The organism is Streptomyces cyaneus (genome assembly GCF_004028635.1).
Lineage (GTDB): Bacteria > Actinomycetota > Actinomycetes > Streptomycetales > Streptomycetaceae > Streptomyces > Streptomyces cyaneus.
In genome coordinates this window covers 70603-82972 of the sequence record NZ_RQJW01000006.1, presented here as the reverse complement: position 1 = coordinate 82972, position 12370 = coordinate 70603, and the positions used below count along the sequence as shown (strand labels likewise).

Sequence of the window (12370 nt, the reverse complement as noted above, 5' to 3'; positions counted from 1 at the left end):
ACCCTGAACCCGGGGGCCGTGCCCCCGGACCCGACGACCGTTTCGCTGGAGAGGACCCATGCTCCGGGTGCTGATGTTCCTCGTGCCACTGGCGCTGAGCGTGTACGCGTTCATCGACTGCATCAGCACGAAGGAGGACGACATCCGCCACATGCCCAAGCCGCTGTGGGCGATCCTCGTCCTGCTGTTCCCGCTCGTCGGCTCGATCTCCTGGCTGATCGCGGGCAAGAAGCGCAGCCCGGCCGCCGAGGGCTGGTCCGGCGTACGGGACCAGCGTCGGCGCCAGCAGTGGGTCGCGCCCGACGACAACCCGGAGTTCCTGAAGTCGCTGGACGAGGACGACGGCAAGAAGGACGACGGGCCGAAGCGCGACGAGCCCTGACAGGCTGTACGCCGCTGAGCCTCCAGATGCGGACAATGCGCCCCTGGGCCGGGGCGGGCCCGGGCCGGACACTTGGCTCGCATGACGACTGCTCCCGCCGGGCCGGCCGGCACGATCGCTCCCGAGTACGGCGACAAGGTCATCGCCGTCGAGGCGGCGGGCTCGGAACCCATCCCCGACGCCGAACGCCACGGCGGCCCGCTCCAGTTGCTGTGGACATGGGCCTCCCCGAACATCGAGTTCGCGACCGTCTACATCGGCGTGATCTCGGTCCTCTTCTTCGGCCTGAGCTTTTGGCAGGCGACGGCGGCACTGCTGCTGGGCACGGCGCTGGGCGCGGTGACGCACGGGATCCTGTCGCTGGACGGGCCGCGGTTCGGCGTCCCGCAGATGGCGATCGGCCGCTTCGCGTTCGGCTACCGGGGCAATGTGCTGCCGTCGGGGGTGAACGCGCTGGTCGCCGGTGTCGGCTGGTTCGCCGTGAACAGTGTGAGCGCGGCTTTCGCGCTCAACACGCTGACGGGCCTGCGTCCGCTCCCTTCCCTCTTGCTGGTGGTCGTCGCCGAGATCGTGATCGGCTTCATCGGCCACAACTTCGTGCACGCCTTCGAGAAGTACGCGTTGCCGGCGCTCGCGGTGGTCTTCCTACTGGCCGGCGCCTGGACCTTCAAGGAGGCGGACCTGGCGGGTGGCGGCACGGGCGGCGGCGTCGGCGGCTTCCTGCTGGCGTTCAGCGCGGCATGGGGGTACGCGGCGGGCTGGAACCCGGGCGCGTCGGACTACTCGCGTTACCTCCCGCGTACGGCAAGCCGCGTGAAAACCGCGGTGTACCCCGCCGTAGGCCTGTTCGTGTCGATCGCCGTGGTGGCGGTGATCGGCGCGGCGTCGGCGACGATCGCGGCTCCGCAGGGCGCGACCCCGACGGCGGCCTTCACCGGCCATCTCCCGGGCCGGCTCGGCGACTTGGTCTTGCTGGCGATCATCCTGGGTGCGATCTCGGCGAACGCCCTGAACGTCTACTCCTCCGCCATGTCGATCACCGCCCTGGGCCTGAAGCTGCCGGCATGGCTCGGCCGCAGCGCGATCGTCGTGCTGTGCGGGATCGCCGGTACGGCGGCGGCGTGGGCGTCGCTGGCGGACGCGGGGCACGCCTACGAGGCGTTTTTGCTGGTGATCGCCTACTGGGTGGGGCCGTGGCTGGGCGTGGTGCTGGTCGAGCGCCGACTCCGGTCCCGTACGCCGCACGAGGAGCTGGCGGCACGGCTCGGGAACCGGTCGTACACCAACTGGCCGGGCCTGACAGCACTGTTGGCCGGTATCGCCGTGTCCGTCCCGCTCTTCTCCAACCAGGAGAAGTACGTGGGGTGGGTGCCGGAGCGGTGGCCGCAGTTCGGGGACGTGACGTGCCTGGTGGGGTTCGCGGTGAGCGCGGGGCTGTACGCGGTGTTGCGGAGGCGGGCGGCCGCTCCGGGGTCTTGACCCGGGCGGCGAGGAGGGGGGACTACGCGGCGTACAAGTCGCGCAGCTCCCGCAGCCGCAGCACCTCACGCTGTGCGGCCGCGCGGTGGCCGAGGTCGAGGGCCATCGTGCCGCGGCCGTAGGTGTAGAAGACGTCCTCGCGCGTCTGTGCGCACAGCCCCCGCACTCTGCGCAGGGCGAAGAAGTAGACGTCCAGGGAGAGCTTGGTCCCCGACCTCCAGTCGATGGCCTCGGTCGGAAGGTGGTCGCGCAGGACGTCCTTGAGGTGGTCGCGTGTCAGGCGGTCGGCCTCGTCGGGGCGAGGGGCGCGGGGGCGGTACGGGTGCTCCGCGAGGTCGGCCGCCCACTCGGTCAGCGTCCGGACGGTGTCCTCGGCCGCATCGAGGTCGACGGAGGCTGAAGCGAGGAGTCGATCCGCCAACTCCCGCGCCTCCATGGCCCGTTCACGGTCATCGCAGCACGCGGCCACGAAGGCCGCCAGCGCACCGCCTCGCTGCCGCAACTCGGCAATCCGCCAAGCCCACTCCACTCCCACCATCAAGCCCCCCAACCCCGGCGTTCCTCGCGCCCACCGGGCTACGTCACCCAACACCCACCCCCCACCGCCGCACCACCGAATTACCGGGTCAGCGCGGCTCGGACGCCGGTGAACGCAGGGCGCGCGCGAACGCTTCGAGGGCGGCGAAGTCCGCATCGCACAGGCCGAGCCGCGCGTCCACGCGGTGCAGCAGCGCCGGGCCTTCGTGGTGCGCGGCGACGAAGCCCCGGTCGGCGGCGTCGAGTTCGTCGTCGACCCAGGCGAACGGCCTGCCCTGGGCGTGCGCGACGAGATGGCGGGTCTTCCAGAACGTGCTGTCCGGCCCCGCGTCGTGCATCGTGGGCCACCGCACCACGGCCAGTTCCGGCAGACCGAGGACCGGCGAGATGAAGGTGTTCGCCTCCGCACCCCACGTGGTCGCCCACACCAGGTCGTACAGCTCGCCCAGTTCCAGGAGCCGACGGCCGTGGTCGGCGTTGAGCCACACCCTCAGCGGCCTCACCCGGTGCGGTGGCGTGTCGCCGTGCTGGGCCATCCAGCCCTGGGGCTTCATACGGTGGGTCGAGTAGCCGTCGGGACGGCGTTCGGGCTTCGCGGCATACGGGTTCAGTGGACCGTCGACGTCGAGGTAGAGCAGGGGGCGGGACACAGAGTCGCTCCTCTCGGCGTGAGGGGCCTCGCGGCGAGCGTAGCTCCGGCACCGTGGCGCAGGCCTCCTCTTTTACCCCGGCGCAGCACCCGGACGTCTGGACAACTCGCGGCGAATTTTGGCACGGTGAAGCACAGCGACCCGTAATCGAACACGCGGTCGATGACAGCTCGGGAGGCCATGGTGTCCCTCGCTTACTACGCAGCCCACAGCACGTTCTCCGACCCCGGTGAACTCGCTCACCTGTACGCGGATCTCCCCGGCGATCTCTCCCAGCTGTCCTGTATTGCACGCGACCTGCTGATCCATCGTGTCGAGGGCGAGCTGTTCGGCCACGCGCATCCGACCGACCGTCTGCACAACGACGCCGAGACCCGCTACATCGACGACGTCCTGCGGATCGTCGTCGAGCGCGACCACGCTCCACTCGCTCAACGGCGCGCGGTCGGCGACCGGTTCGTGGGAACCTGCCGGGACTTCACGCTGCTGCATGTCTCGTTCCTGCGTCACCACGGCATCCCGGCGCGCGCCCGGTCGGGCTTCGCCGACTACTTCCGTGCCGACGACTTCCACGTCGACCACATGGTCACCGAGTACTGGGACGACAAGCGCGGCACCTGGCTGCTCGCCGACGCCCAGCTCGCCGACCCCGGCCTCCATCACGCCTGGGACGTGGACTTCGACCCGATGGACGTGCCGCGCTCACGCTTCCTGGTCGCCGGCGAGGCATGGCGGGCCATTCGCGAAGGCGCGGCCGACCCGAGGACGTTCGGACTCCATCCGCCGGAGGAAGGGCCGTTCTTCGGGGAGCGGTTCGTCGCCGGCAACATCCGGCTCGACCTCGCCGCGCTCAACAAGGTGGAGACGCTCCTGTGGGACGTATGGGGAGAGGACGAGGGCAAGCCCGGCGAGCCGCTCCCGCAGTCGTCGCGTGAGTTCTACGACCGTGTCGCTCCTGTTGTCAGCGGAGACCTGTCCTATGACGCGGCACGCAAGCTGTTCACCGAGGACGACACGCTGCGCACCCCACGGACCGTGACGTGCTACGCCCCCTTCAACGGGCCGAGCCTGGTCACCCTGCGCTAGGCGACCGTCCGCAGTCCCCCCACCGAGGCGGTCCCCGTCCCCCGCACCACCCGATGCGCACAGGCCGCCGCCAGCAGCTCCCCCAGCAGATCCGGATCGCCGATCTCCAGCCCGAGCAACGACTCGATCCGCTCCAGGCGCTGGTAGAGGGACTGACGGCCGATGTGGAGGAGGGCGGCGGTACGGGTGGGTGAGCAGCCGTGCCGCAGGTGCACCTCCAGGGTCCGCACGAGGTCGCTCGCATGCGCCGCCTCCCACTCCAGCAGCGGGCCCAGGGTGTGCTGGACCAATGCCGCCAGCCGTTCGCGGTTGGCGTCCACTCCGCCCCGGGTCAGCTCCCGTTCCCACGCCAGCGCCCGTGACGAGGTCACCAGCGGACCGTCGGGGACGCCCGGCTCGGCGGGCGGGACGGTGAGCGCCAGTTCCAGGGCGGTGCGGGCCGCGCGCAGCGTGTCGCTCCAGCGCAGCCAGCCGCCGCCCGCGGCCACGGCATGGCCGACGGCCACGGTCAGCCCGGGTTCGGCGGCCGTGCGGAAGACTTCCTGAACAGCTTTCACGGGGTCACCCGGGCGGCCAGGGCGGGAGACCCCTGGCAGGGACAGCAACGCCAGGACGTCGCCGGGGAAGGCGGCCCGCAGCACACCCGCCCCGCCCAGCAGCCGTACGGCACGGTCGACGACGCCCGCCTCCCGCGTACCGTGCACCGACACCCCGATCAGCCGGGTGCCCGGCCCAGGGTGGAAGCCCGCGAGGGCCGCCCGCGCCTCCACCTCCGGCTGGTTCAGCGCCGCCCGGTCGGCCAGATCCGCCAACAGGGCCGCCGTATGGTCGTCGCCCCACGGCCGTACGACGGAACGCCCGGACAGTCCCCGAGCCACGATCGCCCGGTTCGCCGCCTCCGTGATCCGTACGAAGGGCACCACCCGGTGCAGGGCCAGCAGCGGCAGGCCCACCCGGCGGGCCTCGTCGATCACCTCCGCCGGCATGTGCGGCAGGGAGCGGCCGACCTCCACCGCGAGGCCGGCGGCAGCGCGGGCGGCCAGCTCGCGGACGTACCGGCGCCGCACCTCCTCGTCGGCGTCCGTGAGCCCGAAGCCGTTGGTCAGGAGCAGTTCGCCGCCGTCGAGGAAGTTGGCTCCCTCGTAGACCTCGCTGGAGTGGACCCAGCGCACCGGGCGGTCCAGGGCCTGCTCCCCGGCGAGGAGCTCGGGGCCGGTGGCGCGGACGGGGTCGAGGGTCAGGACTTCGCGGAGGGTGAGTGCGGGCACGGGGACCTCCAGGGCGCTGACAGTTCGTCCGCGGGCGGGCTGCGGGGAGAGTACTTTCCGCACGTTGCCCTCGTGTTTCGCGCACAGGAGAGTGAGAGGCATGGAGCTCTTGGATCAGGCGACCGCCCGTACATGGCTCGCCACCGCCGTCGAGGAGGCCCGGGCGGGGCTCGGCGAGGGCGGCATCCCGATCGGGGCCGCGCTGTACGGGGCCGACGGGGCGCTGCTCGGGCGTGGGCACAACCGGCGGGTCCAGGACGGCGATCCGTCCATGCACGCGGAGACGGCCGCCTTCCGGGCGGCGGGACGGCAGCGGTCGTACCGCGAAACGACCATGGTGACCACGCTCTCGCCCTGCTGGTACTGCTCCGGCCTGGTCCGGCAGTTCGGGATCTCCCGGGTGGTGATCGGCGAGGCGGTCACCTTTCACGGCGGGCACGACTGGCTGGCCGAGCACGGTGTGGAGATCGTGCTCCTGGACGATCCCGAGTGCATCGGGATGATGCGCGACTTCATCAAGAACGATCCGGCACTGTGGAACGAGGACATCGGTGAATGAGCCACGAATGCCACGCATTCCCACGATCGACCTCAAGCCCTGGCTCGAAGGTGACCCCGAAGCGCGCGGGACGATGGCCCGTACCGTCGACGAGGCGCTCCAGACCGCCGGGTTCCTCCTGGTCACCGGGCACGGTGTGGACCCGGCGCTGCGCGCGCGGATCCGGGCGGCGGCCCGTGCCTTCTTCGTGCTCCCGGTCGACGTCAAGGAGGCCTACGAGGCCAAGGTCGGCGGGCGCGGCTGGCTCGGGCCGGGCGCGGAGGCCAACGGCTACGCGGAGGGCACCGAGACCCCGCCGGACCTGAAGGAGTCGCTGACCTTCGCGACCCACGAACCCTTCGAGGACCCCGTCGTCAACGCCGAGTGGTACGCGCCCAACGTGTGGCCGGCGCAGGTGCCCGAACTCCGGTCGCTGTGCGAGGAGTACCTGGAGCGCATGGGCGAGCTGGAGAAGCAGCTCCTCTCGCTGCTCGGCGAGGCCCTCGGCCTCGAACCCGACTTCTTCTCACGGCACATGGACCATCCGACGTACGGCTTCAACATCAACTGGTATCCGGGGACGGAGGTCGTCGGGGAGCCGGCGCCGGGCCAGTTCCGTATCGGGCCGCACACCGACTTCGGGACGGTGACGATCCTCGACCGGCAGGCGGGCAAGGGCGGCTTGCAGGTCTACACGGACGAGGGGGGCTGGGAGGACGCGCCGTACGACCCGGAGGCGTTCACCATCAACATCGGTGACCTGATGGCCCGTTGGACCGGTGACCGCTGGCGGTCGGGCCGGCACCGGGTACTGCCGCCGCCCGCCGACGCTCCCGCCGAGGAGCTGATGTCCCTCGTCTACTTCGGGGAGTGCACGCCCGGAACGCTCGTCGAGTCCGTCCCGGCACCGGTGGGGCGGGTGGCGTACGAGCCCGTCGACTCGCATGTGTATCTGCGGGAGAAGCTGGACTCGATCACCGTCGACTGACCGGCGGAGACTGATGGCAGTCGACGGGGCGCTGTCGGCTGATCGCAGCGACCGTTTCTGAGTAAGGGTTGCCTCGTTGGGCGAGATACCACCCGTTTGGGTGTGTATCCCGCCTCGAATGGAGCCGCCCGTGCGAATGACTGACATCCAGCGCTGCGAGGTCCGGCCCGGACGACTCGTCGAATGGACGCTCAGTCCGGCGACGGTGGCGACGGCGACAGGGCTGCCGGCGGACTCCAGGCCGCCGGCGTACGTCCAGGAGTCCCACCTCAAAACGGTCCACTCCGTGTGTGAGGACGGCCTGTTCCTGCCGACCTGGCTCGGTACGGCGTTCGACGTCCCGGGCCGGGTCGATCTCGACGCACTGCAGGAGGCGCTGCACAGCTGGACGCTCCGGCACGAGACGCTGCGCAGCGGCTTCCGCTGGTCCGGCGGCGACATGCACCGGTTCACGGTCGACGCCGAGACCGTGTCGCTCCAGCGCGAGGTGGTCGGCGACTTCCCCGACGCGGCGGAGCTGGTCCAGTACCTCCAGGACCGCTTCGACGTCGCGGCGTACGCGCTTCGCTGGCCGAACTTCATCTACGCGGCGGTCGTCCGGGACGACTGCACCAGCGTGTACATGGCTTTCGATCACAGCAATGTCGACGGCTACTCCATCATGCGCATCCCCGCCGAGATCCACGATCTCTACGCGGCAGCCGTCGAGGGCCGCGCTGTGGAGGAGCCGTCGGTCGCCAGTTACGTCGACTTCTGCGAGATCGAGCGGGAGGAGGCGGACCGGATCGCCGACGACCATGTGATCGTCGCTCGCTGGCGGGAGTTCATCGACCGCTGCGACGGACAGCTGCCGAACTTTCCCGTCGAGCTCGGCATCGATCCCGTCGGCCTGCACACCCAGAGGCTGATGCGCGAGATGATCGTGGACGCCGACGCAGCCGCGGCGTTCGAGGCGTACTGCCGTCCCTACGGCGGGAGCCTGGTCGGAGTGCTGGCCGCCACGAGCCTTGTCGTGCACGAGATCGGCGGAGAACCCGTCTACCGCACGGTCGTGCCGTTCCACACCCGGGACAAGGCCGAGTGGTCGGACTCCGTGGGCTGGTTCGTCGGCGCCGCGCCGATCGAGATTCCCGTGGCCGACGCATCCGACTTCACCAGCGCCCTGAAAGCGGTGCGCGCCGAGTTGAGGACCAACCGGCCGCTGGCCCGCATCCCGCTCGCCCGGGTCCTGGACCTGCTCGGCTCGGACTTTTGCCCCACGTCGCCCGACCTGTACTCGGTCGTCTCGTTCCTCGACGCCCGAGGCGTTCCCGGCTCCGCGCGGTGGACCGATCTGAAGGCGTACGGGCTGGGCAGGGTGGCGTACGGCGACAAGGTGTACGTGTGGTTCAACAGGCTCCACGAGGGCCTGTGGTTCACCTGCCGCTACCCGGACACCGACATCGCGTACAAGAACATGCGGCTGTATGTGGAGCGGCTTCGGGACATCATCATGTCGACCGTTTCGTAGCGCCCCCGACAGTACGAGCGCGGTCGCGCTGATCGACCGCGAGCACCGCGAGGGCGCCCCGGCAGACGGACCGCCCGCCGAGGCCCGGTCGCCGGTGCCGCAGGCCCTGCTGGTGATCGCCGAGCAACTCACCGAGCCGGTGCCCGGGGCCGGGCGGATCCAGTTCCCGCGGCTGATTTCGGGGCTGGTCGCGGTGGCCGCTGGCCGCTGACGGGACACCGGCTCCGAGCGTATCCGGCTTGAGGTGGAGCGGATCTTGCTGCTGAACGAGAGCGAGTCGTGGATCGCGGGGTTCGCCGGACGCCGGCCGGACGGGTCGCCGCCAAGGTGGCCGCCGCGGCGACCGGTGGCGAGCCCCTGACCGGCCGCAACGCCCGGCGCGGGCTGATGCTGCTGTCCGACCACTTCCGGGTCGGCGTTACCTCCCGCGAGCACGCCGCGCGGTATCGCGGATGACGGGCTCGCAGCGGATGAACGGTTAGCGGTCAGGGGCCCGTTTGAAGCGTCTCGATGAGTTGCTCGAAGCGGGACCGCCAGCGCTCTTCCGACTCCGTCTCGCCCTGGAACTCATGGGTGAAGCGGAGGGCGGCGCCCTCGTCGCCGTCCCGCTCCAGGTGGAACCGGATCCGGCCGCCGCCCTCCAGCGTGTACTCGGCGACCCGCTCCACGTCCCACGCGGTGACCCGCCCTGAGCCGAGGTCACGCAGCGTGACCGCACCATGGAGGTGGGGTTCCAGGACGTCGGCGGAGGTGAACCAGGACGCGAGCCCCTCCGGTGTGGTCAGCGCCGGCCAGACCGTCTCCATCGGGCGGGGAAGCCGCACCAGGAAGTGCAGGATGTGCGTGTTCCCGTGGGTCTGGCTGATGCCCTGTTCTACGGAACCGGTCATGACACCAGCCTGACCCCGCCGGGGGCGATATGCACCCCTTACGGCCGCTGACCTGCCTTGTCCACGACCGTGCGCTCCAGGATCGCGGTGCGGCCGGTCACGTCACCCTTCTTGAAACCCCGGTGACCGCACCACCGCGGTCGGGCCGCCCGAAGGCCGGTTCCATGACCTGAGTCACAGAAACCGGCCCTCAACCTACGAGGGAGATCTACACCCCGGCGTACGAATGCTTGCCGGAGACGAAGATGTTGACGCCGTAGTAGTTGAACAGCCAGCAGCCGAAGGCGATCAGGGCCAGGTAGGCGGCCTTGCGGCCCTTCCAGCCGGCCGTGGCACGGGCGTGCAGGTAGCAGGCGTAGGCGACCCAGGTGATGAAGGACCAGGTCTCCTTGGGGTCCCAGCCCCAGTAGCGGCCCCACGCGTCGCCCGCCCAGATGGCGCCCGCGATGATCGTGAACGTCCACAGCGGGAAGACAGCGGCGTTGACCCGGTAGGAGAACTTGTCGAGGGACGCCGAGGCGGGCAGCCGGTCGAGGACGGAGTTCGCGAAGCGGCCCGGGGTGCCGCCGTTCGCCAGCTTGTTCTCGTAACTGTCCTTGAAGAGGTAGAGCATCGTGGAGACCGCGCCGACGTAGAACACCGCGCCGCAGAAGATCGCCGTGGAGACGTGGATGTACAGCCAGTACGAGTGAAGGGCGGGAACCAACTGGTCGCTGGCGGTGTACAAGACAGTGACGGCGAGGCCGAGATCGAGGAGGACCGTGGTGATCAGGAACAGCCCGAGCCAGCGCACGTTCTTCTTCAGCGCGAGCAGCGCGAGGTACACACCGACGGCGACCGTGGAGAAGGTGATGTTGAACTCGTACATGTTGCCCCACGGTGCCCGCTGCACCGACAGAGCCCGCATGAGCACACCGCCGAACTCGATCAGGAAGGCGAGGACGGTGAGGGAGATGGCGATACGCCCGTAGAGGTCGCCCTGCGCGTCCCCGCCGTGCGCCCCGGGCCCGTCCGGCACGTCCCGCTGACCGGCCGTGGCCCGCACGACGACCTTCGGCCGCTCCAGTACGGCGGTGGAGCCCCCCTGCTTCACGGTGACGGCGGGCGCGTCGGCCTTCTTGGCCTTCGCCGGAGTGAGCGCGGCGGCCGTACGGCCGACCTTGCTGCGGCTGCCGAGGAGCCATTCGGCGATGTACGCGAAGAAGGCCAGGGTGTAGACGGCCATCGACGAGTAGATCAGCGTGTTGCTGATGTTGGCCAGGTTTTCGTTGGTGGCGGCGGCCAGATCGGTTGCGGCGGCGAGAGTCACTTCTCAGCCCCTTCGGCAGGTACGACTTGGGGGTCGGGGGAAGCTTCGGAATCTGCGGGGTCGGCGGCGGTGTCGGGCGCGCCCGGCGCCTGCTCGTACAGGATCCCGGCGAGGTCGCCGAGTTCCTCGGGCACCTTGGCGGACTCGCTGCGGCCGAGGCCGGCCATCTCGACGACCGTGACGCCGTCGCTGCCGGTGGTGGCCCGCACCCATACGCGGCGGCGCTGGATGAAGAGGGAGGCGGCGAGGCCGAAGATCGCGGCGACGGAACCGGCGAGCGCCCAGCCGCTGCCGGGCTGGCGGGCGACCTGGAAGCCGGCCCACTCCTTGATCTCCTTCTCGAAGGTGATCGAGCCGGCGCCGTTCGGGAGCTTCATGGTCTCGCCGGGCTTGAGGTTCTCCCGGAGCTGCGCGCCCTTGGAGTCCTTGAACCCCTTCAGGTTCTTCTTGTTCAGCTGGTACACGCTCTGTGGGAGGCCCGAGTTGACACCGAGTTCGCCGTGGTAGGCCTCAAGGTTGAGCACCGGGTTCAGCAGTGCCGGGAACTGCGAGACCACCGCGGTGCCCGCGCCGCCGTACGTCGGCAGGAAGAAGGCCTGGAAGCCGAGCTGGTCCCACTTGCCCTTGGCGTCGCGGTAGCCGTCCATGACCTTGATCGCACCGGTGGAGGTGACGTTGCCGTCGAGCGGAAGGAGAGGGACCGCGTCCTGGTAGACGATGTCGCCCTTGCCGTCGCGGACCGTGACGACGGGTGCGTAGCCGTGGCTGACGAGATAGACCTTCGAGTCGCCGATCTCCAGCGGCTCGTTGACCTTGACGGTGGTCTTCTTGTCCTTGCCGTAGGCGCCGACGCTGTAGGTGATGGCGGCCTCGTAGGTGCGCGGGGTGCCGCGGTTGGGGCCGGTCAGCTCGTAGGTGCCCTTGAAGTTCTTCAGGGTGAAGCTGAAGGGGTCGAGGTCGTCCTGGCTGAAGAGGCTGCCGGACTTGAAGTCGTCGTACTGGGTGAGGGTGTTGGAGAAGCCGTCGCCCTCGACGATCAGCTTGTTGCCCTCGGACTTGAACAGCTGGCCCCAGGCGAAGGCGATCAGCATCACGATCAGCGCGATGTGGAAGGCGAGGTTGCCGACCTCGCGCAGATAGCCCTTCTCGGCGGCGACGGCGTCACCGGTGAGGTGGGCGCGGAAGCGGCGCTTCTTCAGCAGGGCGAGCGCGGCCTCACGGACCTGCTCGGGCTCGGCCTCGGTGCGCCAGGTGGTGTACGCGGGCAGCCGGGTCAGGCGCCTCGGGGCACCCGGCGGGCGGCCGCGCAGTTGGCCGACGAACTGCCAGGTGCGCGGGACGATGCAGCCGATGAGGGAGACGAACAGCAGGATGTAGATCGCGGAGAACCACACCGAGCTGTAGACGTGGAAGAGGCCGAGCTTGTCGTAGATCGGCGCGAGCGTCTCGTGCGCCTCGCGGAACTCGGCGACCTTCGTCTCGTCGATGCCGGTCTGCGGAATGAGCGAGCCGGGGATCGCGCCGAGCGACAGCAGCAGGAGCAGCAGCAGCGCGACCCGCATCGAGGTGAGCTGCCGCCAGAACCAGCGGGTCCAGCCGATGACGCCGAGCGAGGGAAGGCCGGCGATCTCCTCGGTGGGGGCGGTGGAGAGCTGGGAGCCGGCGGCGCCGAGGTCCTGGTCCTCGGCCGGTCCCGGGGTGTTGTCGGGCGCGCTGGTCTTGGTGTTGCTCAT

Annotated in this window: 13 protein-coding genes; 7 read left to right on the top strand and 6 right to left on the bottom strand. The window is 70.0% G+C overall.

Annotated elements, in window-relative coordinates:
• Positions 1-58 precede the first annotated feature (58 nt).
• Both EHO50_RS22460 and EHO50_RS22455 read left to right on the top strand, forming a co-directional pair.
• The gene (locus EHO50_RS22460; protein WP_128432814.1) at positions 59-382 is read left to right on the top strand and encodes a PLD nuclease N-terminal domain-containing protein; all 324 of its coding nucleotides are present in this window, start codon (positions 59-61) and stop codon (positions 380-382) included.
• Positions 383-463: 81 nt separating this feature from the next.
• Positions 464-1861: a purine-cytosine permease family protein gene (locus EHO50_RS22455; RefSeq protein ID WP_128432812.1), complete on the top strand. Its 1398-nt coding sequence runs from the start codon at positions 464-466 to the stop codon at positions 1859-1861.
• 22 nt (positions 1862-1883) lie between these two features.
• On the opposite strand, the gene EHO50_RS22450 is transcribed toward EHO50_RS22455, so the two are convergent.
• Together EHO50_RS22450 and EHO50_RS22445 are read right to left on the bottom strand one after the other, a co-directional pair.
• A complete protein-coding gene (locus tag EHO50_RS22450; protein ID WP_128432810.1) occupies positions 1884-2399 on the bottom strand; it encodes a hypothetical protein in 516 nt (171 codons plus the stop codon).
• Positions 2400-2487: 88 nt separating this feature from the next.
• Positions 2488-3048: an HAD domain-containing protein gene (locus EHO50_RS22445; RefSeq protein WP_128432807.1), complete on the bottom strand. Its 561-nt coding sequence runs from the start codon at positions 3046-3048 to the stop codon at positions 2488-2490.
• 162 nt (positions 3049-3210) lie between these two features.
• Here EHO50_RS22445 and EHO50_RS22440 point away from each other — a divergent pair, with 162 nt between their 5' ends.
• A complete protein-coding gene (locus EHO50_RS22440) occupies positions 3211-4134 on the top strand; it encodes a transglutaminase-like domain-containing protein (RefSeq protein ID WP_128432804.1) in 924 nt (307 codons plus the stop codon).
• Here EHO50_RS22440 and EHO50_RS22435 read toward each other — a convergent pair.
• Positions 4131-5402: a PucR family transcriptional regulator gene (locus tag EHO50_RS22435; protein WP_128432802.1), complete on the bottom strand. Its 1272-nt coding sequence runs from the start codon at positions 5400-5402 to the stop codon at positions 4131-4133. The two genes, EHO50_RS22440 and EHO50_RS22435, sit on opposite strands and share 4 nt — an antisense overlap.
• Before the next feature lie 100 nt (positions 5403-5502).
• Here EHO50_RS22435 and EHO50_RS22430 point away from each other — a divergent pair, with 100 nt between their 5' ends.
• The 4 genes from EHO50_RS22430 to EHO50_RS45165 all read left to right on the top strand — a co-directional run bounded on the left by EHO50_RS22430 (position 5503) and on the right by EHO50_RS45165 (position 8894).
• The gene (locus EHO50_RS22430; RefSeq protein ID WP_128432799.1) at positions 5503-5961 is read left to right on the top strand and encodes a nucleoside deaminase; all 459 of its coding nucleotides are present in this window, start codon (positions 5503-5505) and stop codon (positions 5959-5961) included.
• A gap of 7 nt (positions 5962-5968) precedes the next feature.
• Positions 5969-6928 (top strand): isopenicillin N synthase family dioxygenase, encoded by a 960-nt coding sequence (locus EHO50_RS22425; RefSeq protein WP_128432797.1) that lies wholly within the window; start codon positions 5969-5971, stop codon positions 6926-6928.
• 130 nt (positions 6929-7058) lie between these two features.
• Positions 7059-8438 (top strand): condensation domain-containing protein, encoded by a 1380-nt coding sequence (locus EHO50_RS22420; RefSeq protein WP_164904915.1) that lies wholly within the window; start codon positions 7059-7061, stop codon positions 8436-8438.
• A gap of 279 nt (positions 8439-8717) precedes the next feature.
• Complete coding sequence (locus tag EHO50_RS45165) at positions 8718-8894, top strand: hypothetical protein (RefSeq protein WP_246101334.1); 177 nt, start codon at positions 8718-8720, stop codon at positions 8892-8894.
• Positions 8895-8923: 29 nt separating this feature from the next.
• Here EHO50_RS45165 and EHO50_RS22410 read toward each other — a convergent pair whose 3' ends face one another.
• The 3 genes from EHO50_RS22410 to resB form a co-directional block, all read right to left on the bottom strand.
• Positions 8924-9328: an SRPBCC domain-containing protein gene (locus tag EHO50_RS22410; RefSeq protein ID WP_128432792.1), complete on the bottom strand. Its 405-nt coding sequence runs from the start codon at positions 9326-9328 to the stop codon at positions 8924-8926.
• A gap of 208 nt (positions 9329-9536) precedes the next feature.
• Positions 9537-10637, bottom strand: a complete 1101-nt coding sequence (gene ccsB / locus EHO50_RS22405) for a c-type cytochrome biogenesis protein CcsB (RefSeq protein WP_128432789.1) — start codon at positions 10635-10637, stop codon at positions 9537-9539.
• Positions 10634-12370, bottom strand: a complete 1737-nt coding sequence (gene resB, locus EHO50_RS22400; protein ID WP_128432786.1) for a cytochrome c biogenesis protein ResB — start codon at positions 12368-12370, stop codon at positions 10634-10636. The genes ccsB and resB overlap by 4 nt, the downstream gene beginning before the upstream one ends.

What these genes read in the sequence shown, in the direction of transcription:
- EHO50_RS22410 (WP_128432792.1), bottom strand. Translation starts at nt 9,328, where the DNA reads ATGACCGGTTCCGTAGAACAGGGCATCAGCCAGACCCACGGGAACACG.
- resB (WP_128432786.1), bottom strand. Translation starts at nt 12,370, where the DNA reads ATGAGCAACACCAAGACCAGCGCGCCCGACAACACCCCGGGACCGGCC.
- EHO50_RS22460 (WP_128432814.1), top strand. Translation starts at nt 59, where the DNA reads ATGCTCCGGGTGCTGATGTTCCTCGTGCCACTGGCGCTGAGCGTGTAC.
- EHO50_RS22450 (WP_128432810.1), bottom strand. Translation starts at nt 2,399, where the DNA reads ATGGTGGGAGTGGAGTGGGCTTGGCGGATTGCCGAGTTGCGGCAGCGA.
- EHO50_RS22425 (WP_128432797.1), top strand. Translation starts at nt 5,969, where the DNA reads ATGCCACGCATTCCCACGATCGACCTCAAGCCCTGGCTCGAAGGTGAC.
- EHO50_RS22430 (WP_128432799.1), top strand. Translation starts at nt 5,503, where the DNA reads ATGGAGCTCTTGGATCAGGCGACCGCCCGTACATGGCTCGCCACCGCC.
- EHO50_RS22455 (WP_128432812.1), top strand. Translation starts at nt 464, where the DNA reads ATGACGACTGCTCCCGCCGGGCCGGCCGGCACGATCGCTCCCGAGTAC.
- EHO50_RS22440 (WP_128432804.1), top strand. Translation starts at nt 3,211, where the DNA reads ATGACAGCTCGGGAGGCCATGGTGTCCCTCGCTTACTACGCAGCCCAC.